Annotated in this window: 26 protein-coding genes; 9 read left to right on the plus strand and 17 right to left on the minus strand. The window is 48.7% G+C overall.

Features of this window, described 5'->3' with window-relative positions; genetic code table 11:
* Positions 1-32 precede the first annotated feature (32 nt).
* From ACPV3A_RS05100 to leuC, 4 genes are all read right to left on the minus strand, one after another.
* Positions 33-719 (minus strand): GerMN domain-containing protein, encoded by a 687-nt coding sequence (locus ACPV3A_RS05100; RefSeq protein ID WP_194541985.1) that lies wholly within the window; start codon positions 717-719, stop codon positions 33-35.
* Positions 720-759: 40 nt separating this feature from the next.
* Positions 760-2,196, minus strand: a complete 1,437-nt coding sequence (locus tag ACPV3A_RS05105; RefSeq protein WP_426198386.1) for an N-acetylmuramoyl-L-alanine amidase — start codon at positions 2,194-2,196, stop codon at positions 760-762.
* A 236-nt stretch (positions 2,197-2,432) separates the two neighbouring features.
* A complete protein-coding gene (gene leuD / locus ACPV3A_RS05110; protein ID WP_426198387.1) occupies positions 2,433-3,035 on the minus strand; it encodes a 3-isopropylmalate dehydratase small subunit in 603 nt (200 codons plus the stop codon).
* Positions 3,036-3,055: 20 nt separating this feature from the next.
* Positions 3,056-4,480 carry a 3-isopropylmalate dehydratase large subunit gene (gene leuC / locus ACPV3A_RS05115; RefSeq protein ID WP_071218348.1) on the minus strand — a complete coding sequence of 475 codons (1,425 nt, stop codon included), beginning with the start codon at positions 4,478-4,480 and terminating at the stop codon, positions 3,056-3,058.
* Between the two features lie 185 nt (positions 4,481-4,665).
* Here leuC and ACPV3A_RS05120 point away from each other — a divergent pair, with 185 nt between their 5' ends.
* On the plus strand, positions 4,666-5,595 hold the full coding sequence (locus tag ACPV3A_RS05120) for a LysR family transcriptional regulator (RefSeq protein ID WP_426198388.1): 930 nt from the start codon (positions 4,666-4,668) through the stop codon (positions 5,593-5,595).
* A 116-nt stretch (positions 5,596-5,711) separates the two neighbouring features.
* Here ACPV3A_RS05120 and ACPV3A_RS05125 read toward each other — a convergent pair whose 3' ends face one another.
* Together ACPV3A_RS05125 and ACPV3A_RS05130 are read right to left on the minus strand one after the other, a co-directional pair.
* A complete protein-coding gene (locus tag ACPV3A_RS05125; protein ID WP_233354816.1) occupies positions 5,712-5,900 on the minus strand; it encodes a hypothetical protein in 189 nt (62 codons plus the stop codon).
* A 92-nt stretch (positions 5,901-5,992) separates the two neighbouring features.
* On the minus strand, positions 5,993-6,805 hold the full coding sequence (locus tag ACPV3A_RS05130) for a carbon-nitrogen family hydrolase (protein WP_194545130.1): 813 nt from the start codon (positions 6,803-6,805) through the stop codon (positions 5,993-5,995).
* Positions 6,806-7,059: 254 nt separating this feature from the next.
* On the opposite strand from ACPV3A_RS05130, the gene ACPV3A_RS05135 reads away from it, so the two are divergent.
* From ACPV3A_RS05135 to ACPV3A_RS05170, 8 genes are all read left to right on the plus strand, one after another.
* Complete coding sequence (locus ACPV3A_RS05135; protein WP_426198389.1) at positions 7,060-8,253, plus strand: pyridoxal phosphate-dependent aminotransferase; 1,194 nt, start codon at positions 7,060-7,062, stop codon at positions 8,251-8,253.
* A 368-nt stretch (positions 8,254-8,621) separates the two neighbouring features.
* Positions 8,622-9,725: a glutamate 5-kinase gene (gene proB / locus ACPV3A_RS05140; RefSeq protein WP_220685815.1), complete on the plus strand. Its 1,104-nt coding sequence runs from the start codon at positions 8,622-8,624 to the stop codon at positions 9,723-9,725.
* Positions 9,726-9,782: 57 nt separating this feature from the next.
* On the plus strand, positions 9,783-11,030 hold the full coding sequence (locus tag ACPV3A_RS05145; RefSeq protein WP_194541979.1) for a glutamate-5-semialdehyde dehydrogenase: 1,248 nt from the start codon (positions 9,783-9,785) through the stop codon (positions 11,028-11,030).
* Between the two features lie 35 nt (positions 11,031-11,065).
* On the plus strand, positions 11,066-11,935 hold the full coding sequence (gene proC / locus ACPV3A_RS05150; protein ID WP_426198390.1) for a pyrroline-5-carboxylate reductase: 870 nt from the start codon (positions 11,066-11,068) through the stop codon (positions 11,933-11,935).
* Positions 11,932-13,146, plus strand: coding sequence for a 2,3-diketo-5-methylthiopentyl-1-phosphate enolase (locus tag ACPV3A_RS05155; RefSeq protein WP_426198391.1), 1,215 nt, complete (start codon positions 11,932-11,934; stop codon positions 13,144-13,146). Before proC ends, ACPV3A_RS05155 begins: the two co-directional genes overlap by 4 nt.
* The gene (locus tag ACPV3A_RS05160; protein WP_426198392.1) at positions 13,143-13,823 is read left to right on the plus strand and encodes a 2-hydroxy-3-keto-5-methylthiopentenyl-1-phosphate phosphatase; all 681 of its coding nucleotides are present in this window, start codon (positions 13,143-13,145) and stop codon (positions 13,821-13,823) included. Before ACPV3A_RS05155 ends, ACPV3A_RS05160 begins: the two co-directional genes overlap by 4 nt.
* Positions 13,824-14,480 carry a methylthioribulose 1-phosphate dehydratase gene (locus ACPV3A_RS05165; RefSeq protein WP_194541976.1) on the plus strand — a complete coding sequence of 219 codons (657 nt, stop codon included), beginning with the start codon at positions 13,824-13,826 and terminating at the stop codon, positions 14,478-14,480.
* 103 nt (positions 14,481-14,583) lie between these two features.
* A complete protein-coding gene (locus ACPV3A_RS05170) occupies positions 14,584-14,877 on the plus strand; it encodes an SdpI family protein (protein WP_071218358.1) in 294 nt (97 codons plus the stop codon).
* 40 nt (positions 14,878-14,917) lie between these two features.
* On the opposite strand, the gene ACPV3A_RS05175 is transcribed toward ACPV3A_RS05170, so the two are convergent.
* The 11 genes from ACPV3A_RS05175 to ACPV3A_RS05225 form a co-directional block, all read right to left on the minus strand.
* Positions 14,918-15,058 (minus strand): hypothetical protein, encoded by a 141-nt coding sequence (locus tag ACPV3A_RS05175; RefSeq protein ID WP_194541975.1) that lies wholly within the window; start codon positions 15,056-15,058, stop codon positions 14,918-14,920.
* Positions 15,059-15,239: 181 nt separating this feature from the next.
* A complete protein-coding gene (locus ACPV3A_RS05180) occupies positions 15,240-16,355 on the minus strand; it encodes a hypothetical protein (protein WP_426198393.1) in 1,116 nt (371 codons plus the stop codon).
* 22 nt (positions 16,356-16,377) lie between these two features.
* The gene (locus tag ACPV3A_RS05185; RefSeq protein WP_426198394.1) at positions 16,378-16,836 is read right to left on the minus strand and encodes a hypothetical protein; all 459 of its coding nucleotides are present in this window, start codon (positions 16,834-16,836) and stop codon (positions 16,378-16,380) included.
* Positions 16,833-17,324, minus strand: coding sequence for an RNA polymerase sigma factor (locus ACPV3A_RS05190; RefSeq protein WP_071218426.1), 492 nt, complete (start codon positions 17,322-17,324; stop codon positions 16,833-16,835). The genes ACPV3A_RS05185 and ACPV3A_RS05190 overlap by 4 nt, the downstream gene beginning before the upstream one ends.
* Positions 17,325-17,558: 234 nt before the next feature.
* Positions 17,559-18,383, minus strand: coding sequence for a CPBP family intramembrane glutamic endopeptidase (locus tag ACPV3A_RS05195; protein ID WP_426198395.1), 825 nt, complete (start codon positions 18,381-18,383; stop codon positions 17,559-17,561).
* A 63-nt stretch (positions 18,384-18,446) separates the two neighbouring features.
* The gene (locus ACPV3A_RS05200) at positions 18,447-19,481 is read right to left on the minus strand and encodes a phosphotransferase enzyme family protein (RefSeq protein WP_426198396.1); all 1,035 of its coding nucleotides are present in this window, start codon (positions 19,479-19,481) and stop codon (positions 18,447-18,449) included.
* A 144-nt stretch (positions 19,482-19,625) separates the two neighbouring features.
* Positions 19,626-19,895: a CD3324 family protein gene (locus tag ACPV3A_RS05205; protein WP_071218363.1), complete on the minus strand. Its 270-nt coding sequence runs from the start codon at positions 19,893-19,895 to the stop codon at positions 19,626-19,628.
* A gap of 281 nt (positions 19,896-20,176) precedes the next feature.
* Entirely contained in the window at positions 20,177-20,833 is a 657-nt protein-coding gene (locus tag ACPV3A_RS05210; RefSeq protein WP_426198397.1) for an HAD family hydrolase, read from the minus strand.
* A gap of 27 nt (positions 20,834-20,860) precedes the next feature.
* Positions 20,861-21,550, minus strand: a complete 690-nt coding sequence (locus ACPV3A_RS05215) for an HAD family hydrolase (RefSeq protein ID WP_426198398.1) — start codon at positions 21,548-21,550, stop codon at positions 20,861-20,863.
* Positions 21,551-21,713: 163 nt separating this feature from the next.
* Positions 21,714-22,736, minus strand: coding sequence for a DUF4367 domain-containing protein (locus ACPV3A_RS05220; RefSeq protein WP_426198399.1), 1,023 nt, complete (start codon positions 22,734-22,736; stop codon positions 21,714-21,716).
* Positions 22,700-23,314: an RNA polymerase sigma factor gene (locus ACPV3A_RS05225; RefSeq protein ID WP_220685824.1), complete on the minus strand. Its 615-nt coding sequence runs from the start codon at positions 23,312-23,314 to the stop codon at positions 22,700-22,702. The genes ACPV3A_RS05220 and ACPV3A_RS05225 overlap by 37 nt, the downstream gene beginning before the upstream one ends.
* Positions 23,315-23,379 lie beyond the last annotated feature (65 nt).

A 23,379-nucleotide genomic window follows, 5' to 3' on the forward strand; every position in this document is an offset into this window, starting at 1 on the left:
TTCATTTGAATTTCGTTAATAGTACCTTATAACTACTTCCGAGTCATTGGATGCTCCAGCTCAACATGTCCCATTAAACTTTCGATCTGATTACCATCTACTAGCAATTCCAGGGACTGCACCTCATCGAACTGGAAGAAGGTTTTCTGCAAGGCATCAATCGCAAACATTTCCCCTCCGGATCCGAGGTTGGCTTCGGCTGGTTTGGTGATATCCAGCGTCAAAGCTCCTTTATCAAACTTAAGTGACTTCAGCGTAATCTTATCCGACCATAGTGGACTTAGTTCGGCATCACTGCTCGTTTGAAGTCCTTCAAAGGCTTTCTTATATTTATCTTCTTCACCCGAGTACGTGATCTCTTTGCTTGCCTCTTTCAGATCGATCATCTCAGGGTCCGTATAATAGAGTTTAATATTGGCCTTCTTCGCTTGGTCCTCCGTTGCATTCACATCCTTTGTATCCACAGGGGTCCCAGTGCTTTCACCGGTTGTGCTCTGCGGTGGTGTGCTTGTTCCCTCGCCTGCGTTTACAGGTATTGCTTCATCTTCCTTATGATCATCAGCCGCCGTTTCTTCCGGATTATCCTGCGGCGTTTGTACTTCTTCTGTTGCGGTCTCCGGATTTGTCTCGGCAGGGGCTGCAGTCGGCTTCTGTCCACAGCCGGCACTAAATGCAAGCAGCAGCGCCAGCAATCCTGTCATCCAATATTTTTTGTTCATGACTTTCGTCCCCCTCTAAGTTCATCAAATCTTGTACACATTATTGTACTTGAAGATATTCTTTAATACCCGCTACAATACCTTGTGCAACACGATTCTGGAAATCGTCTTCAAACAACTGGGCTTCGTCACCCTTGTTGCTCAAAAAGCCAATCTCGAGCAGGACAGCCGGCATCGTCGTTTCTCTCGTCACATGAAGACTGCTATATTTGACTCCCCGATCCATGAGTTCAGTCGCCTTGACAAGATGTTTATGCATCACGTTCGCCAAAGGTTTGCTGGCATCTCTCGTGAAGTAAGTCTCTGTGCCGTGCGGACTGCTGGAATTGTTGCTGTTTCCGTGAATCGATACAAATATATCGGCCTTTATGGAATTCGCCACTTTCACGCGATCGCTAAGACCCAGCGTTGAATCGTCGCTCCGCGTCATCACAACATTAATGTTCTTTTCTGTTTTCAGCAAGGCTTCCACTTTCAAAGCAATATTAAGATTAAGAACCTTCTCTTGATTACCGTTTGCGCTGATCGCGCCCGGCTGACTGCCGCCGTGACCGGCATCAATAACAACCGTCTTCTTGCCGTTGCCGGTCACCGGGGGAACGGGCGGTACGAGGATTTCTCCCTCTGCGTTCAGGTCAACAATAATGAGCCCCGCTTCTTGGGTTACTCCATAATTTGTAGGTCCTGTCAGGTCGATGACAATACGCACAGTTGACGGATTGTCACTGAACATGGCATATCGTACTTTCATAACATCTGGATAATCCGTGATTTCCATCTCGCCGCCGCTTTGCGGATTCACAGCATGTCCAGCCAGGAATGCAGAAGAGAATACGGTATCGGGAAGATCGATAACAATCCGATCGGGTCCTGTCACTTTAAAGACATTTGGCGTAACCGCACCTTCTGTAGCAATCATCAACCGGTTGTCGCTAAAGCTGAGCCCCGTCATGGCTGCCTGGTTCCCTGTTTCGACAGGCGGAGGTGTTTGACTGCCCGGATTGTTTCCGGCACCTGAATCGACCTCTCCTTCAGAGACCGGTGGTAGGGAGCTGGAGAGGAACACTGCCTTCGTCTGGTTGTCCCATTTCACATCAAGCCCCATCTGTTCACTAACAAACCGAAGCGGCACAAGCGTGCTCTTCCCATTCAAGACAGGTGGTAAATTCAGATCAACCTGAGCACCATTCAATTCTGCCTGATGGCTGCCGACCACCATGCGGACCGTCTTCTCGCTGTTCTCAACGGTAACGGTTTGGCTGGCCTTCTCCCAACCTACCTTGAAGCCGAGATTCTCGGATACCACGCGGATCGGAATCATCACGTTACCTTTCATGTTGGCTACCTGGACGCCCGAAGACAAATTCAATGGTTCCCCGTCAAGAAAAATGGCCGCATTTGAAGAACTGGCTTCACCACTTTTCGGAAACGCCAGCAAGAAGACTATCAACATCATTACAAACCCTAACTTCTTCATGAATCCACCTCGATCATCCCATGATTAAATTTGAAAAGCAAATCTAGCAATAAAACTAAAAATATGTAAATCAGCACATTCCCGACAGACGCTGCCGGACAAATACTGACATAAAACAATGATTCCTCTTGGCTGCCGCTGCATATTAATTCCATAATACCAAAAAAAACTTCCATTTCCTACACAGGAAATGGAAGTTTAATAATCTTGTAACCTTTTGCAGTGGAATTACGAGATTAAGCGAACAGACGCTCCCCATGCTTCTTCTCGTATGCATCGATTGCACTTTCATGCTGCAGCGTCAAACCGATGTCATCCAGCCCTTGAAGCAGGAATTGACGGCGGTGCTCGTCAAGATCAAAGTCAATATGGAGTCCTTGATCATCCGTTATCGTTTTGCTCTCCAGATCGACGTTCAGCTTATATTCTTCATTACCTTCTGTGCGCTGGAACAATTCTTCCACCTGCTCCTCCGACAGTTTGATCGGAAGAATCCCGTTCTTAAAGCAGTTATTGTAGAAAATGTCAGCAAACGATGGAGCGATGACCACGCGGAATCCGTAATCGAGAATCGCCCAAGGGGCATGCTCACGGGAAGAACCACAGCCAAAGTTGGCACGGGAAATCAGAATGGTCGAGCCTTGGTAACGAGGCTGGTTCAGCGAGAAGGTGTCGATATTGCCTCCCTCTTCATCAAACCGCCACTCGTAAAACAGAAACTGTCCAAATCCTGTACGTTCAATCCGTTTCAAAAACTGTTTCGGAATAATGGCGTCCGTATCTACATTCACCCGGTCTACAGGTGCGACAATACCGTGTAATTTCGTAAATGCTTGCATAAACTTCTCCTCCGTCCTTCTTAGCTCACAACTTCTTCGGCTGCAAAGTTCCAGTCACGTACATCCACAAAGCGTCCTTTAACCGCAGCTGCCGCTGCCATTGCCGGCGACACGAGATGCGTTCTGCCGCCGCGGCCTTGGCGTCCTTCGAAGTTACGATTGGACGTGGATGCGCAGCGTTGTCCCGGCTTCAGTACATCCGGATTCATCGCGAGACACATACTGCAGCCTGCTTCACGCCATTCGAAACCCGCTTCAACAAAAATTTTGTCGAGCCCTTCTTGTTCAGCCTGGATCTTCACTCGGCCTGATCCGGGAACAACGATGGCTGTCACATTGCTGGACACTTTATGGCCCTTCGCTACGGCTGCTGCCGCACGCAAATCTTCAATGCGTCCATTCGTGCAAGAACCGATAAAGACATAATCGATCGGAATTTCGGACATTGGCGTCCCTGGCACAAGCGCCATATACTCCAGCGCTTTCTCCGCTGCCTTGCGCTCATTCTCGGTCTTGAAATCCGCAGGGTTAGGAACCGTCGAGGAAATGTCAGTACCCATACCCGGGCTCGTTCCCCAAGTTACTTGCGGGATCAGAGATTCTACATCGAACTCAACCACCACGTCGAACTCGGCGCCTTCGTCTGTCACAAGCTCTTTCCAAGCGGCTACTGCAGCATCAAAAGCTTCGCCTTGCGGAACATATTGACGTCCGCGCAAGTATTCAAACGTCGTTTCATCCGGAGCGATCATGCCCGCTCTGGCTCCGCCTTCGATGGACATGTTGCACACGGTCATGCGCTCTTCCATCGACAATTCGCGGATCGCTTCACCCGTATACTCAATAACATAGCCTGTTGCAAAATCCGTTCCGTATTTCGCAATTACGCCAAGGATCATATCCTTGGCCGTTACGCCCGGATTGCGGCGACCGACAAAGCGCACTTCCATGGTCTTTGCTTTGGCCTGCTGCAAACATTGGGTTGCCAGAACATGCTCAACCTCGCTTGTTCCGATACCGAACGCAAGGGCGCCGAATGCACCGTGTGTGGATGTATGGCTGTCGCCGCATACAATCGTTTTGCCCGGATGCGTTAAGCCAAGTTCCGGCCCCATGACGTGCACAACGCCTTGATCAATCGTATCGAGATCATACAGGGTAACGCCAAAATCCTGACAGTTCTTGGTCAGTGTATCGATTTGCTGCTTCGAAATCGGATCCGTAATGTTAAAACGGTCTTTCGTTGGAACGTTGTGATCCATCGTTGCGAAGGTCAGTTCAGGACGGCGTACTTTACGGCCGCTAAGACGCAAACCCTCAAATGCTTGCGGTGAAGTTACCTCGTGAACCAAATGCAGGTCAATGTACAAAATACCCGGCTTGCCTTCTTCTTGATGAATAACGTGGTTATCCCAAATTTTTTCGAACATTGTCTTCTTACTCATCATCATCACCCCATTGTTCTTTACGTCCATGAGAAGATATTTGCTTGTCATCTTCTTTAAATATAAGGAAGATCTACAACGCATCATCTTTACGTTGATAGTAATATATCATTTCCTTCTTCATTGTTCCAAGATATAATATCTATAAAAGTAATAGGATTCAGCTATAACGGAGTGATGCTTAAATGGAACTGAGACAACTGCAATATACGCTGCAAATTGCGGCGGATAAAAATTTTTCCCGAGCCGCGGAGAAGCTTCATATCGCCCAGCCTTCCTTGAGCCAGCAGCTCTCCAAGCTGGAGAAAGAGCTCGGCGTGCTGCTGTTCCAGCGCAATACGAGCAACGTTGAGCTTACCCATGCCGGAGCCAACTTCGTCGAGCATGCCCAGAAGATCATGGACGCCGTCGAGCAGCTGAAACAGGAGATGTCGGACATCTCCCAGCTTCGAAAGGGTAAAGTCGTAGTCGGCAGCATGCCGATTACAGGTTCTCACCTGCTGCCACGGGTTTTGCCTGCCTTTAAAAAGGGATATCCGGATATTGAGATCACCCTGTTGGAAGACTCCTCCATGAACCTGGAGAAGCTGACGGCCAGCGGCAAGGCCGATCTTAGCCTCCTGGCGCTGCCGCTGGCCGAGCCGTCGCTGTCCTGGATTCCCATCGGTGAGGAAATGATCGATTTGGCTGTTCCTCCGCAGCATCCGCTTGCGCTGCGGGCAGCCTCCGATCCCGTACGGCCCATCACAATCGATGAAATCCGGAACGAAGCGTTTGTTGTCCTCAAAAAAGGACAGGGCTTCCGGAAGCTCACCTTTGATATATGTCGGGAGGCAGGCTTTGAACCGAACGTTGTATTCGAGAGCAGCAACATCGAGACGCTCCAATCGCTGGTCGCAACCGGAATGGGCATAACGCTGGTGCCTCGTTTTATCGCCCGTGCGAAACGCAGCGAGTTTATTCCGGTCTACTTGCCGCTCGCTGATCCGGTTCCGAGCCGCACGCTGGTTGTGGCTTACCGCAACGGCCGCTATTTGTCCAAAGCGGCGGATGCGTTCATCGACACTTTTAAGCAGGTCATGGACAAGCTGGTTGTGGAGAGCGTTCAGGACTAGTGCACGCTGCCCCATGAATAAAGAGAAGAAGCTCAGCCAAGGTCAACGAACAAGACCAAGCTGAGCTTCTTCTCAACGTGAAATTATAGCACTCCCATTTCGTTTTAAACGGAATTTTATTTACGCAAATTATGCTGGTCAATCAATCGGTTCTGTTCATCCGCAGTACGGGACTGATCTTGAATCGACTCGTTCTTTCCGTTGCCGCCCCCGGCAACGTTTTCCACAAAGTTGCGGAACTGTTGTTTCTGCTCTTCTTCCTGCTCATGGTTTTGGCTGTCGAATTGGTTGTTGTCTGCCATCATTCAAAGCCTCCTCTCAGACGGATTACCCATAGTATACCCGCCTCTGCCCAGATGAAACTTCATTTTTTAGAGGAGTTTAACCATCATCACTTTTATTGAAAATACAAATTCGGACGGCGGTCTTCAAAAACCGGAATGCGTCCTCTCACTTCATCCGTAAGACCGCAATCCAGCGTACCGGTCAGGATCATTTCCTGCTCATCCCCTTCGGCAATGACCTCCCCCCATGGATCGATGATCATGGAGTGGCCGAAAAAGCCCGTTTCTCCGCTGGTTCCAACTCGATTACACGCAACGACGTACATTTGGTTCTCGATCGCTCTGGCCATGAGCAGCGTTCTCCAATGATGCAGTCGCGGATGCGGCCACTCCGCTGGCACAAACAGCACTTGAGCGCCGCCGAGTGCGAGGGTGCGGGACAGCTCGGGGAACCGTATATCGTAACAGATCGACGCGCCCGCTTTTAATTGTTCCAGCTCAAAGGTTACGGGCTGCTGCCCAGCTTGCAGAAACTTCTCTTCATCCATCAGGCGGAACAGGTGAATTTTGGAATATTTGGCGATCTGCTCCCCGCTCCGGTTAAATACATACATGCTGTTATAAATCCGATCTTCGATTCGTTCGGCTACAGACCCGCCTACGACTTGAATACGATGTTTTCGTGCAAATTCGCTCAGCATGCGAGAGGTTTCCTGTCCCATGGGATCGGCAAGCTCTTGAATTCGGTCCAGCGCATACCCCGTATTCCACATTTCCGGCAGCACGATGACGTCCGGCTTCCTATCAGCCGCTGCGGCCTGCTCCATCATGCCGAGCATTTTACTCATATTGGCCTTTACGTTTCCTATTTCAATATCGGCTTGGATAAGTGCGATATTCAATTGAGCCTTTGCTTCTCCAGTCATCTTGCAGCCTCCTGTTATTCCGGTTGAATCCAGCACCAGCGCCGATGTAATCATGAAATCCATGATCGGGCTCTTTTTCAGGAATTCATCCGTTCTCTATATGTCATCATCATAGCCTCCCCCGCCCTGTTGCTGCAACACCCAAGCACCATTTCCCTCTATACACCCCTGATAAATCGTGTTAAATTAATCCTAATTGTTTTCAATATCAGCTGTATTCGAGCGTAATTAGATAACGGAGTGATGAAACTGCAATGAACAACAAATTAAACGAATTCCAAATAGAGCTGGCCGAGATGATGTCCCAGCTGCCCACGCAATTTTTCGCGACCTTGGTCTCCAAGGTAAACCGCCAAGTGGCGCAGGGACATGATGTGATCAATCTCGGACAGGGAAATCCCGATCAGCCCACACCGCCTCATATCGTATCCAGCTTGAAGGAAGCGGCCGACAATCCGCAGTTTCACAAATATTCGCCTTTTACCGGCTTTTCCTTTCTTAAAGAAGCCATTGCGCATCGATATAAGGAAGACTACAACGTGGATCTGGATCCGGAGACGGAGGTAGCGATTCTGTTTGGAGGAAAAACAGGGCTTGTACAGCTTCCGCAAGTGCTTCTGAATCCGGGCGATGTATGTCTTGTCCCGGACCCCGGTTATCCGGATTACTGGTCCGGCGTTGCACTGGCCCGTGCCCAGATGAAATTCATGCCGTTAACCGCTGCGAACCGGTTTCTTCCCGACTATGGCGCGATCACACCAGCAGACAGAGAAAAAGCGAAGCTGATGTTCTTAAATTACCCGAATAATCCGACATCCGTCGTCGCTCCCCTGTCCTTCTACGAGGATACGGTAGCATTCGCCGCCGAACACGGGATCGTTGTAGCCAGCGATTTTGCTTATGGAGCGATCGGATTTGATGGAGATCGTCCAGTCAGCTTTTTGCAGGCAGAAGGAGCCAAAGAAGTTGGCGTGGAATTTTACACGCTCTCCAAAACCTATAATATGGCCGGATGGCGCGTTGGCTTTGCCCTGGGGAACAAAAAAATCATCTCGCTGATCAATATGCTGCAGGACCACATCTATGTCAGCCTGTTCGGCGGCATTCAGGCAGCAGCGGCCACGGCTCTCACCTCGCCGCAAGACTGCGTTGAGGAGTTGGTGGCACGCTACCAATCGAGAAGGGATGCCTTCTATGGCACCCTGTCCGAAATCGGCTGGGAAGCTCAAAAACCGGCTGGCTCCTTTTTCAGCTGGCTGCCGGTACCGAAGGGCTTTACTTCGGTATCCTTTGCCGATCTGCTGCTTGAGGAGGCCAAGGTCGCGGTTGCGCCTGGTGTCGGCTTTGGCGATCACGGCGAAGGATATGTCCGCGTCGGCCTGTTAAGCAGCGAAGAGCGAATGCAGGAAGCCGCCTACCGAATCGGCAAGCTGAACCTGTTCGGTTAACCTTTTTCCTTTTGAAAAAACAAAAACGATGTGCTATTCTTGCAATAACAATTGAATGCAGTTTTCACAAACGCAATGACGGGACCAGTACGAAAGCATATGGCACGATGACCAGAGAGCGAATTCCATGGGCTGAAAGAATTTGCCGTGACCCCCTTTCCGAAACCTACCCCCGAGCGGCCTGGCTTGCCAGGACAGTGCCTTCTGTTACAGGGTTAAAGCCGGATGAGCTGCGCTCATCAACAAAGGTGGTACCGCGGAAGTCAAACTTTCGTCCTTTTTCATACAGGACGAAAGTTTTTTTGTTTTCAGGAAATGGATTCGTTACAGCTATACCTACCCATCATAAATACAAGGAAGTGATCACGATGCTATCGCGCATCGTCGTAAAAATCGGAAGCAGCTCCCTTACGACAGACGAGGGCGGACTTAATCTTGATTCCATCGCCTTCTTTGCCGGAGAGCTTGCCGCTCTCCGCAAAGCCGGTCATGAGGTTCTGCTCGTGACATCCGGCGCCGTCGCAGCAGGGTTTCGAGAGATCGGCTACGAGAGCAGACCGAAGCTGCTGCATGAGAAGCAAGCATCCGCCGCACTGGGCCAAGCGCTGCTGATGCGTGCTTACCAGAATGCGCTGGCCACCCATCAATTGAAGGCCGCGCAAATTCTATTGACGAGAGGCGACTTCGCGAACCGCAAACGCATGAATAATGCCAACATGACGATTACGGAGCTTCTGAAGCAAGGCGTTATTCCGATTATTAATGAGAACGACACCGTTTCCATTGACGAACTGAAATTTGGCGATAACGATACGTTATCCGCTCTGGTTGCGAACTTGGTCCGCGCCCAGCAATTAATCATCCTGACCGATACGGATGGTTTGTACACGGCTGATCCACGCAAGTCGCCGGATGCAACGAAATATGAGGAAATTGATGAAATTACCGATGAGATTTACAGCATGGCAGGAGGCGCTGGTTCCAGCGTAGGTACAGGCGGCATGCGATCGAAAATCGATGCTGCCAAAATCGCCACCCGCGGCGGTGTCCCCGTCTTCGTTGGCAAAGCCAGCGAGACCGGCGATTTGCTTAAGGCGCTTGAGCATGCAGGTAAAGGCACCTATTTTGCTACCCACCTATCCTCTCTGCCGATGAAAAAGCAGTGGCTCGGCTTTATGTCCTCGCCGCTAGGCCGGATCGTTGTCGATCCGGGCGCCGAGAAGGCGCTGATTCACGGAGGCCACAGCCTCCTTCCCGTTGGCATTAAACGGATCGAAGGCAGCTTCCATGCCGGAGACGTGGTGGAAGTCGTTAATATGAACAACGAAAGGCTCGGCAGGGGGATCGTCAATTACGATGAGGACCAGTTGCAAGCCGTGCTCGGTTTGCCGAGCAGTCAAGTGATCGGCATCATCGGGGAAATCCATCGGCTTGAGGTCATTCACCGAGATGAATGGATCACGTTAAAATAATCTGGTTCCCATAACCAATAATGCTTTTCCTAATCATCCATTTAAGGAGGAATTATTATGAGTGAGGTTCGCAATAAAGCCAAGCTGGCCAAACAGGCCGCATTCGGTCTTGGCAGACTGAGCACCGAGGAGAAAAATCAGGCTCTGCTCATCATGGCAGACGCACTGATCCAACGGACAGCTGATATTATGGAAGCAAACGCGGAGGATCTACGTCGTGGGAAGGAGCTTGGCACCTCCGCCTCCCTCCTGGACCGATTGGCACTGAATGAAACCAGAATCGAGGGCATTGCCGAAGGCTTACGCCAAATCGTGAAGCTGCCGGACCCAATCGGCGACACCTTGGAAACGATCGATCGCCCGAACGGACTGAACATCGTCAAGAAACGTGTTCCCCTTGGCGTGATCGGCATCATTTATGAAGCACGTCCAAATGTGACGGTCGATGCAGCCGGACTGTGCTTGAAGACAGGCAACGCGGTCGTACTCCGCGGGGGTTCTTCCGCCCTCTCCTCCAACCGCAAAATCATCGAGGTGCTTCACGAAGCTATGGAACGCACCGCACTGCCTAAGGATGCGCTTCAGCTTATCGAGGACCCGAACCGTTCCTCCGTGGATGAAATGCTGAAGCTCAACGGACTGCTGGATGTCATTATCCCTCGCGGCGGGAGCTCGCTGATCCAGAACGTTGTGTTAAATGCCACGGTGCCCGTGATCGAAACCGGAGCCGGGATATGTCATACCTATATAGATGCATCGGCAGAGCCGGACATGGCAGTTGCCATCAGTCTCAATGCCAAGGTGCAGCGCCCTTCGGTCTGCAATTCCATGGAAACCCTGCTCGTCCATGCTGATTATGCCAAATCACATCTGACCGTGCTGGCTGAAGCATTCCGCGAGCGTAACGTCGAGCTGCGAGGATGTCAGCGTACCCTGGATTACGTTCCTTGGGCTGTAAAAGCGACGTCTGAGGATTACGCTACCGAGTACAACGACTATATCTTAAACATCAAAATCGTGGATCACCTGGATGAGGCCATTGAGCATATTTCGATTAATGGCACAAAGCATTCGGAATGTATCGTTACGGAGGATAAGGATCATGCGCAGCGCTTCTTGCAGGAAGTAGACGCAGCTGCTGTTTATCATAACGCTTCGACCCGTTTCACCGATGGCTTTGAATTTGGCTTCGGCGCCGAAATCGGGATCAGCACCCAGAAGCTGCATGCCAGAGGTCCTATGGGATTACCCGCGCTTACTTCCTCCAAATATGTTATTATCGGTAGTGGTCAAATACGCGAATAAATCATTCATCTAAAGCCATAAAGGAGGAAATAACGATGTGCCAATCCCCGCAGAACCGACCTTTAATAGATAAAGCAATCACCTTCTACGGCGCCGGCTCGATGGCCGAAGCGATCGTACGAGGATTAGTCAGCCGTTCTGTCGTGCTTCCTGAAAATATTACGATGCTTAATCGGAGCAATGTTCAGCGCCTTCAGGAACTGAGTGAGCGCTATGGTGTCCAGATCAATAACGACGATGCCGCTAAAATCGAAATTCTGAAAACTTCACCGGTGATCGTGCTTGCCATGAAACCGAAGGATGCTGCTAAAGCGTTAAAAGAACTGGGACCGAAGCTCTCAAGCGATCAATTGATCATCTCCGTGATTGCCGGACTTTCGATTTATACGACGCAGACGCTGCTTGGAACCCAGCAGCCCATTGCACGTACGATGCCGAATACATCCGCCTCCATCGGGCTTGGTTCCACAGGAATCGCGTTCTCGAAGGAAATCAGCGAAGAACAGCGCCAACTGGTCATGACCTTGTTCGAAGCTGTTGGTAATGTAACGGTCATTGAAGAAGAGAAGATGGATATCCTGACCGGTATATCCGGCAGTGGTCCGGCTTACTTCTATTACATGATGGAAGCCATGACTGCCGCAGGGATCCGCGGCGGCTTGACGCCGGAACAAAGCCGCGAGCTGACACTCCAAACCATTCTGGGCGCCGCCCGGATGGTGCAGCAGACCGGGGAACAGCCTTCATCGCTTCGTGCGAAAATTACATCGCCGAACGGATCAACGCAAGCGGCCCTCGAAACGCTCGATAAAGGCGATTTCTTCGAAACCATCATTGCCGCCGTGAACCGCTGTGCTGAGCGTTCCAAAGAAATGGGCGCCATGCTGAAGGAGCAGATCTCATGAGCCGCTGTATCGCAACGTACCGAATCTATGACGACCAGGCGGATTTTTGTAAGAAGGCGACTTCCATCGCAATTGGCATGACGGTCGGCAGCTGGACCGAGCTGCCGCAAGCCAAGCGTGAAGCGATGCAGAAGCATCTTGGCGAAGTTGTTGACATTCAGGTTCACGAGGGCTGGGAGCCAGGCAGCCGGTATGCGGACGTCAGCATTGCTTATCCGGACATTAATTTCAGCCGGGATATCCCAGCCCTGCTGGTGACCGTGTTCGGCAAAATTTCCATGGACGGGCGCATCAAACTGACTTCCCTGGATTTGTCTCCCGACTTCTTGAGTGCGTTTCCCGGACCGAAATATGGCATCGACGGAGTCCGCGATCTACTCGGCGTCCATGACCGCCCTCTGCTCATGAGCATATTCAAGTCAGTAATCGGACTGAATGCGGACGAGCTTAGAGCCCAATTTATCCGTCAGGCGCTTGGTGGGGTGGATCTTATCAAAGATGATGAAATCCTGTTCGAGAACGACCTCACCCCAATCGAAAAACGGGTCAGCATGTGCATCCAGGCTGCTGCCGACGTGGAACAACAGACAGGCAAAAAACTGCTGTATGCAGCCAATCTGACCGGACGGACGTCGAGGCTGCGTGAGCAAGCGCTGCGTGCGATTGATGCCGGCGCTAACGCCCTGCTCTTTAATGTGCTGTCCTATGGGTATGACGTTTTGCAAGAGTTAAGCAGTGATCCGGATATCACCGTGCCTATTGCGGCTCACCCTGCGCTTGCCGGGGCCATTTATCCTTCTCCGTACTATGGGATAACGGCTCCGCTGCTGCTCGGCCAGCTGATGCGGATTGCCGGCGCGGATCTGGTGCTCTTCCCTTCTCCTTACGGATCGGTAACGATGCCGAGAGAAGAGAATCTCGCGATACGCGACGAGCTGCACAGCGCTAAACTTGGCGTGAAACGAAGCATGCCGGTACCATCCGCAGGAATTCATCCTGGACTCGTTCCCCGCATCATCCGGGACTTTGGCACCGATGTGGTCGTTAACGCTGGCGGCGGAATCCACGGACATCCGATGGGAACCGAAGCGGGCGGCAAAGCCTTTGTACAAGCGATCGAGGCGACGATGAAATCCGTGCCACTCGCCCACTTTGCCGAGGAACACGAAGAGCTGAAAGCCGCATTGGACATCTGGGGAGGAGAAGTATGACATCAGGAGATAAACAGCCGATCATTTTTTGCGATTTCGACGGAACCATCACAAACAACGATAACATCGTCGCCATTATGAAGCACTTCAAACCGGAAGGCTTTGAGTCGATCATGCAGGACACGCTTGACCGCACCATTTCAATTCGGGAAGGCGTAGGCCGCATGTTCGCGCTCTTCCCTTCCTCCATGAGAGAAGAAATTACCGAATATGTTCTAAACCATGCAGGGATTCGGGAAGGCTTCAGTGCATTCCTGGATTATTTAAAATCCGAACAGATTGAATTCTACGTTACAAGCGGCGGCATCGATTTCTTTGTCGATCCTCTGCTGAAGCCTTTTGGCATCCCGGCAGACCATATCTTCTGCAACGGCTCCAATTTCGAAGGGGATCACATTGAGATTACCTGGCCTCATCCTTGCAAGGAATCCTGCCATAACGACTGCGGCATGTGCAAGGTCACGGTGATGGGCCGTTTTCCGGCCGACCGGTATTACCGCATTCTGATCGGTGACAGCCTGACCGATTTTGAAGGTGCCAAGCAAGCGGATCTGGTTTATTCCCGCTCCTCGCTCACCGAGCAATGCAGGAAGCTAGGCGTACATCATGTACCCTTCGAGACATTTACCGATATCCAGAACGACATGAAAGACAAGTTTAAACAGGAGGTGCTGTAAGTGGCATTTTCAGATATCCAGCTTGAACAGAAACAAGCTGCCCTGCAGGATCTTAGAGGGATCAAGGAACTGTTCGCTTCTAGAAACTGGTTCCCCGGCACCAGCGGTAATCTATCTGTCCGTGTTGGCGAGTTCAACCCGGAGCAGTTTTATTTTGCGGTGACAGCCAGCGGAAAAGACAAGTCGGTACATACGCCTGAAGATTATCTTTTTGTGGATCAGAACGGCGTGCCTTGCGAAGCAACCGGCTTAAAACCTAGCGCGGAAACCTTGATTCACTGCGAAATTTATCGCAAGACCGGCTGCGGTGCCATTTTCCATGTGCACACCATTGATAACAATCTGATCAGCGATTGGTATGGGGAACAAGGTTATGTCCCTGCCCAAGGAATCGAGCTGATCAAAGCCTTTAATATTTGGGAAGAGGACGCCGCGATTCGCATTCCGATCCTGCCGAACTACGCAGAGATTCCACGGATTGCAGAGCTCGTTCCGGATGCGCTCGATCCGGCGGTACCCGGCATATTGCTGCGTAACCACGGCATCTATGCCTGGGGCAAAAATGCATTCGAAGCCAAGAAACATCTGGAGGCATTTGAGTTTATATTCGAATACGCCTACCGTCGTCTGCTTCTGAATGCAGCCGGATCCAAGTAATATATTCATATTTGCAGATATAGGGCTTGAACAGCCGGATGCTCCCTTATCCAGCGTTCTTGGGGTGCATCCGGCGTTATATTTCCGTTAGGAGTGTGTAGGGATGCTCGAAAGTTTAGCCATTGGCATCGTATTTGTTTTGTATGGTTTGGTCCTCTTTTTGATTCCGCCCAAAAGTTCCAAGAGTTTTTATGCTTATAAAACTACGTCATCTCTCAAAAATGAACGGAACTTTAAAGTTGCCAACGCCTATGTCAGTCTGCTGCTGATGATTTTTGGAGTCATCCTGCTGCTGATCGCCAGGCTTACCGGCCATTTCATGACGACAGGCATTGCTACCGTGATCGTTTTTATCCTGATATACATACTCGTTGAACGAAAATTAAAAAACCTGTAAAACGATTCAAAATCGTTTACAGGTTTTTTCTTTATATAAACTATAGGCGATTCTGCTCATGCTCCGTTAAAGAGATCGAAGGCGCAGGTACCTGATCCGGTGATGCATAAGCATTGAAGATAAACAAACAAGTCACAACAAATAGAGCAATATACAACAGATAATACAGATTCTTGGCCACGATATCTCCCTCCATATCTCGTTCATATCTATTTTTGGTTCTGTGCAGAAGGTCAGAAACCCGATGAGAAGAATGCTGAATATATACCGGGTACGAGCAAGGATAGTCCCCTGGAGAGTGTACCTACTCGCCATTGCCGCTCAGACTTCGATGAATGTTTCCCAAATCATGAATGGACATCTCATTCGATGTCGGTATCATAATATGAGCGCTCTCCCCTTAACGAATCCTTATTCGAGCCAGTCATCAGCTTGATTCCTCCTCCGATAAGAAGAACGGCGATAATCGCGGTCTTCAAGTAGGAACGAATGCGGTAATCCAGCTGCAGATGAGGAAAATGTGTATCGATATAAGGCATCACAACACTGCTAAATACGAAATAGATTCCGAGTACAAGCAGTCCAAGTCCGAGCCAGCGCTGCTGATTCCCAAGTCCCGAGATGATTGGTCGATCGCGCAGCGGCTCCCTGCCGTAACGGCTTACTTGCTGCAGACCGTCAAAGAATGCATAAAACCAGATCAACGGAATCAAGAACAGGAACAGCGACAGCTTGAGTACATCCAACACATAAATGCTGCCAAGAAATAGGACCATGAGCTGCAGTCCGCGTTTTTGCAATCCCAAATACATTTGACCCGCTCCGGGAAACGCCGATAACAAGGTGGCAAACACTTTACTCCGGCGTCCGCTCTCTCTGCCACTCTCGAGCTCATCAAACAGCGTGCGATCGATAAGAAATTCTCCAGCTTGCTTACGGTGAACCAGCTGAACCACATCAAACATGCAGTAGAGCCAAATAATAGGCAGCATGCCCAGAAACAGCAGGAATACCGATTCGTGAGTCAAACCCGTCAAGAACAGCAGAATCGTTCCAAGTCCGAAGAATGCGATCAGGAATGACAACCCTCGCTGCATCAATCCCAGTTGAAAATGCCCCAAACCGGGTATGAAGGACAGCAATATGGTATAAAAGCGTTCTGACTCATCACTCTTTTCCTGACGAATCTCCATCGGACGTCCATATTCATCGTGGATAATCGTTACAGGCGTATACCGGATCAAAGCAATTAGCAGGTCAAGCATGCTGATTCCCCAGATCATTAAGGCTCCGATAATTCCCAGCGCAAAAACCGCGTCGGAAGCCGTCATGATCCCAAGCACAAATCCACCGAACAGGCTTCCGAAGAACAAGAACGGATATAGCAGGGCGCGTCCCTTTCTCCCCCAATAATAATGGCCGAGGCCCGGAAGGATATTTAATATAAAGGCAAACCCTTTACTTTTTTGCGGTTGCACTTGGCATCTTCCTTTCTTTTTCTTATCTGGACAATAGCTGGTCAAGCCAGCCCGTTGTTTTTTCTACCCATTGCTCACTGTAGGAAGGTGTTTCGGATAATGGAACATCATGATTCATTTCGCCGGGAAGAAGTCGGTCAAAAGCCCCGGTGAAGAGAAACAGCATGGTAATGGAGGCGGCAATGGTGTAGTGAACGATCGCGCGTTCGTACCATCGCTTCGGGCGTTCCTGAATCCGCAGAGGTGCTCTATGGTTGTATGGCTTAATTTGTTCGTGTTCCACCACCTGCTGCGTAAAAGCTTCCGGGTCTGACAGGCCAGGGAGTTCGGAATCCAGCTCCGCCAGTACCTGCATGTAGATCTCCAGCACGCTGTCATCCGATAACATGAGCTCTTCATAAGAAGACCGTTCTTCTGCCGAGCCTTCTCCTCTAACATATCGTGCCGTCAGCATCTTAAGCTCGTTATCCTTTACGTTCATTTCCATTCCTCCTCCTTCCATGATTTCCGAATCCACTGTCTGGCCCGGTATAATTTCGATTCCACCGTCTTGACCGTGACATCCAGCTCGGCTGCAATTTGTTCGTAGTTTTTCTCTTCCAAATAAAAAGCCGTTATAATGGCGCGGTGATTGTCCGGCAATTGTTTAATTTTCTCTCGAAGTTCCTCTCTTCTCTCCTTATGTACGAGCAGAGAAACCACGTCTTCGTCCCGGGAAGGGAGTTTATCCAGCACTTCATCATGTTCGCCATGCAGCTGCTCCGGCGGTTTACGGGAAAGCTTCCTCTTCATATCAATCGCTTTATTTAGCGTGATGCGTGTAATCCAGGTTTTAAAGCCTTCAGATCGGTACTGGGGGAGAGCTTTGTATACTTGAATAAACACTTCCTGCGACGCATCTTCCGCTTCCTTGGCATCCCGCAGGACCGAGTATGCCGTATGGAACACGTGCTGGCTGTAATGGTTCACCAGTTCCCGAAAGGCTTCTTGATCACCTTGCAGGATACGCGTGATTAACGTTTCAGCATCAATAACTCTCCCCTCCTTCCCAAATACATAGACGTCAGCTCTGAAAGCTGCCCCTGCACTTTTTTTAAAAAAATTTTTAATAAATATAAAGCAAGCGCAAAATTGCTCGTCCCATAGTCTACCCATACCGGTCAAAACAAAAAAAGAACGTCTATCGACGCCCTTCTTAGGAAGTTACAGGATCATGCCGCTAAGAACAAATAAAACATTCATCACAAAATGCATAACCATCACGGGAATCAACCCTTTGGAACGAATAGCCACGCCACCCATCATGATCCCAAAGATTGAAAACAGCAGACAAACCGGCCATGAAAAACCAAGGTGGTAGTGGTATAAACCAAAGGTAACTCCGGCGATGACGAGCCCTTTCAGCTCACCAAATCCACTTACAAAATGACTAAGTATGTATCCCCGCCACAGCAGCTCCTCAAGGACGGCATTGATCAGCGCAAATGATAGTGCATAACCGATAAGAACGAGAAAATGCGGCTGTCCCCAGTCAATAAAGAATGAAAAAATGGAACAGACGACAACCAGGAAAATGAGCATGAAACGCCAGATCGGGTCTTGTACCGGGCCTTTGAATATCCATGGAAAATAAATCGTTGTTCCCCATGAACCCGTGGCAAGGTATAACGGTTTTTTCTTCGTTAACATGGCCGCCAGTGCAAAGGGTAATCCAAATAATATCAGGCTTAACCTCGATAGGATGATGGCCCAGGCATCGTCCCCCGCTAATCCATGTTTGATGATTTCACCAGAAGAATGATAGAGCATATAACCTATCACCATGATAAGGGCCACGATGGCCGTGTCCTTTATCTGAGTCGATATCTTGCGTACGCTTCTTAGCTTGCACAATGTATATATTAACAGGATCAGTCCGATTCCCCACGCCGCGGATAGAAGGAATGATGTCCATTGAACCCATACGATGGTGGCAATCATGATGATCAAGCAGGTGATATGTTCACCTGGGCGGTTCGTAACTTGCAAGCAATTCTCTCCCATTCTGTAACACGTATTATGATATCATGATACCCTTCTATTATGGCCGGATCAACTAGAGATTGGTGCATCGTCTATTTCTATGGGCTCTACCACATTCAGCAGAAACGGGCGTCCGTGCAAATATTCATGAATATAAGCTAGCGCATAGATTTGCTCACCCTTTATACTTTCTGTCTCTCTTGGATTGGAGGCATGGTGGCTATAATTCTCCATCATGATCATGATGAAAAAACACTCCAGAGACTGAAAATAATCCGATCCCAACAATCGTATGCTTTCATATCCTTGAAGCACTTTAAATCTTTGGTACGGAACAAGTGATAACATAACCGCCGCCAGATCGTAAAGAAAAAAACCGTAGCCACATCTACCAAAATCAATCGGATGAGGAACTTCCCCTTCAAATACTACATTCCCCAAATGTAAATCGGCATGAATGAGACCGTAGTTGCAATCATCAGCCTTCATATGATCAAGCTGGGATATAACTTTTTCAGCTGCGAGTTGATACAGTGACCATGAGACTTCCGACAAAAAAGTTCCCGCATATCGTTCCAGCTTGGCGAGCGCTTCTTTATAACTGTTCATCCCCCATACGGGCTTACGAAGATCAGAAGAACTTTTGAAGTCAAGTGCAGTTTCATGCATTCTGGCCATCAAGACACCTACCTGATAAGCTTGATCTTCTGTAAGTGCTTCATGGGCATGCACACCCTCCACCCATTTCATCACGGTGACATGGGTGAAGGTGAATCCATCCTCCGTACCGATTTTCAACCATCTTAACCCACTTGGAGTGGTTATACCTGTCGGCACTTTGATACCTGCTGTAATAAGGGCATCCAGGAATTGAAGCTCTAAGTCTATTTCATGACTGCACCGTCGATCCGAATGGATTCTCAACAAGTATGTTTTATCTAAGCTCGTCCGAACTCGATATGTAATCGTGTCCGAAATACCGATATATTCAATCTCAACCCATCTCAGGTTATATTGCTGAAGTGCCGATATTGCAACCCTTTTGGCTTTATCGAGCAGCGCACATCGTTGTTCTTCTGTTACAAATTGAAAAAAATCATTCATATACTCACCTCTGCTCCATGGTTTGAACGTTCTTGAATGATTATAATTGCTCAGCAACTGTACTTCCTATATAACGGTTGGTTTAAAATGACTTTTATACATAAGAAAAAGCCACATCAGAATCAGTTCCAATGTGACTTTGCATTACTTGTTTTTGGTATATACAATTTTTTTGATGGAATCGCAGGATAAACAAAATTGAGAAGAAAGCTGGTCAATGGTAGCGCCCGACGCAAACAACTGCCGGATCTCCAGGTTTCTTTTTTTCAAATACACCCGGCTTCCCGAGTTTTCTCCCCATTTCTTGCGTAACCCTTCAGGTTTCGGGATATACACCATCCCGCCCTGTACATATTTCTGTACTTCCTTCAACAATTCCTCTGGAAGGATAATATCCGCGTTTATATATTTCATGGTAGCTCTGCTCCTTAAAATTAAAATAAGGTTTTAAGGATGCAAAGTCCATTAGATAAACGGCCTCTCTACACGAGGTAATCAGGCGGTAACTTTCTCATCGCTCCATGCAAACAACCGCCGTTGTTCATCATATAGACTTTGCATAGAGCACATCTGCAATCTTCCCATCATGATCTTACCCCTCCCTTCACAAATTATGACATTCCGACTGGTTATGACCATTATAACCGATGTTAGGCGAAAATCGAAGGGCTCAGTCTCATCCTGATAAGCCGATATTAAACCGCTAAGCTTGCAAACGACCGAAGCATTTCCTCCACGGTTTTAAAATGATAAGTGGGCTCGCATGCCGCCAGCTCCTCTTCGGAACCATACCCATACCCTGCAGCAATGCTGTGTATCCCGCAGTTCCGCGCTCCAATCAGATCATGCTTCCGGTCTCCAATCATAACGGCTGCAGGTGGTTGAATCCGGCATGTATCCAGAACGTGCTGAATGATTTCAGTCTTGGCGGACCGGGAACCGTCCAGTTCGCTCCCGCACACCATGGAAAAATAAGCGGTTAGCTGAAAATGCTCAAGGACTGTCTCGGCAAAAACCGTAGGTTTGGAGGTAGCGACATACAAGCGGCGCCCTTGGGATAACAGCAAACCCAATAACTCACGTATTCCACCATACACCTCATTTTCATAAAGACCGGTGTCCTTATAATATTCACGGTAGCTCAATACGGCGCCCCAAGCCTCGGCTTCACTAAATTGATATTTTTCGATAAAGGTCGCCTGGAGCGGAGGACCGATAAAACATTCCAGCTCGGATAGATCGTTTACGATAATCCCATGCTGACCGAGTGCATAACTTACGGCTTTCGTAATGCCTTCACGCGGATCAGTCAAGGTGCCATCCAAATCAAATAAAATATGATTGTATCTCATTAGATCATCCTCCTCCATGCATGATTCCTAAGCCAGATCCTTGATCTCCAGGAGATCCCTGATCACATAAGCAGGACGATGATGATCACTTAAAGGGGTACCCCGGCGATTATAATAACAAAAATCAATTCCGGCTCTCGTTGCTCCTTCATAATCATCCGTAAGCGAATCCCCTATGTATAACACCTCGCCTGGACCTACCGCCAATTCCTGCAATGCGAGTTCAAAGATCTGCGGGTCCGGCTTCCAGCACTTCACCTCATCCGAAATGATGAAGGAGTCAAAATAATGAAACAATCCTCCTGTTGTCAGGCGTTTACGCTGTGCTTCGCCAATGCCGTTGGATATGACCCCTAGCGCAAAGTCACCATGCAGATGCTCCAAAATAAGGTCGGCATTAGGCTCCATATGGTTGGAACTGCAAAACAACCCCCAGTAAGTTTCCGATATCTCCCGGAAGTGATTGAACCCCCGCTTCAACCTTAGGAAGGTATCCGTGAAGGAATGCTCCAGCACCTGCCTAATATCGTGATTGTTCTGAATTCGGTTCACCCAATAATTAAAATTAATCGGTCCGAACGTGCTCCAGAATTCCTCCCACGTCAGATCCTCATGCAGCCGGTAGTGCTCCAGCGCTTGCTGCATGCATATCCTTTCACTCTGACTATAGTCTAATAACGTGTTATCCAGATCAAAAATAATGGCCTTGTATCTCATCTCCAACTCCCCTCACATCCATCGGCTGTAAATAATTGAATTCGCTAAAGTGGGAATATTCTCCTGCCCTTGGAAGCTCGTGGCTGCACATACCTGCCCCAACCAACCATAAAAAAAACAATCCCTAGAGCCAAAAAAACAGACTCTGTGGGATAGATATTAATTAATTAATTAAACTCTCTGCAATTTCAAGAACTTCCTCTTTCTTAAGAGCAACTTTATTATTTAACGATATATGATAATAAAGGTCATGCTGCTCATCTACCCAAGCCAGTCCCTGATTAAAATAAGCGTCCGCGTATTTTACGTAAATCATCTCGTGGCCCTTAACGAGCACTTTTTCCACATGATCTTCTTCGGAAAAATGGATCTCCTGCTTGGGGTTCATTCCGCTGCGTTTGGTCGCGAACACGGTGATCGAAGACTCTATTTCTTTGCCTTTTATATAGGACAGAGAAATGCTACTCACGCTTGGGGGGTTAATCTCCTTAACAAAAACTTTTCTGTTGTTCGTTGAAGCTTCAGCCTGTCGGATTAACTCATTTTGGATATCGTAATAAACTTCCGTCGGTTCTCCATCATGAAATAAATCAGATAAATCCGGATTGAAGGATAGGAATCCTTGACTAAATGAATACTCATTAAGTAATCGGGAGGGATATTCCACATTAGGCATCCCGCGCTTTATAGCTTCCTCTTGAAGCACATTGAGCGCACCCAGATAAATTGAACCTGTTTGAAATTCGAGTAATGTATCCTTTCCGTATAACTCTTTCTTCATGTCATTCATCTCTTGGTTATGGATATAATAAGCGATTGCTTGGCCCGGCAAAGCCGAGCGCCAGGCTAAGCTTGAGGACGGTATATCGATAGAATGTAACCTGTCCCATTTTTCTTGTAAATCCTTAGACACTTCAAGTTTAGGTTTGGTCTCCAGCACCACTTTTCCGTCTTTGCTGCGAATCTGTATCAGTTCGGTTGCAGCGTAAACCGTCACTGACAGCGAAGTCACTAGCAGCAACGACGCTGCTATTACGAGCGGTCTTCTTAACATGTTGGGCTGAGGTTTCTTTGCGGGTAGGCAAGCAATCCGTTCCATGACTGTATCCCTGACATCAATAATATAATGGCTCTTTGGGTTCTGCTCTATCAGCTTTTCTTCCACGTCATTTCGTTTAACTTCCACTGTAGATCCCCCTCTCTGTCAACCATCCACTTTTTTATTTTTTGTATCAGGCGGCTGTAGCGTTTCTTGACCGATCCCTTGGTTTTATCGAGAATTAATCCGATTTCCGCAAAGCTTTTTTCCTCAAAAACCCGCAAAATTAGCAGGTTCCGCTCCTCCGGGGACAGCCTACGAAGAGCACGCTCCATGGACTCGCCAATGATATATTTTTGGGCCTCCTGCTCTGCGCTTACCGCTTGCTCCTTATCCTCTCTCAACAAAGGTGCAATGCTATAGAAGAAACGTTTCCTTCGCAGCATATTTAGACAATGGTGATAAGCAATCTTGTATAACCATGAAGAAAAAGAGGTTCTTGGCTCATATGTCTCCAGCTTCTGATAAGCCTTGACCAGAATGTCCTGCACGGCATCTTCCGCATCCTGCCGCTGGTTCAACAGTCTCCAGCAATACATGAAAATCTGCTGTTGATACGCCTCAACGATATGTACAAAGGCTTGCCGATCCCCGTTTAAAACTTGTTCTATGGATTCTTCTAGGCGCAAGTCTCTAGGCTCTGAATTCATTGGTTGAAAGCTCACTCCCTTACTCCCCCTTTCATCAGCAATCCATTGTTCAGGTGCCTTCATGAGCTATAACACATGGC

It is taken from the genome of Paenibacillus sp. Dod16 (genome assembly GCF_049893405.1).
GTDB lineage: Bacteria > Bacillota > Bacilli > Paenibacillales > Paenibacillaceae > Paenibacillus_AQ.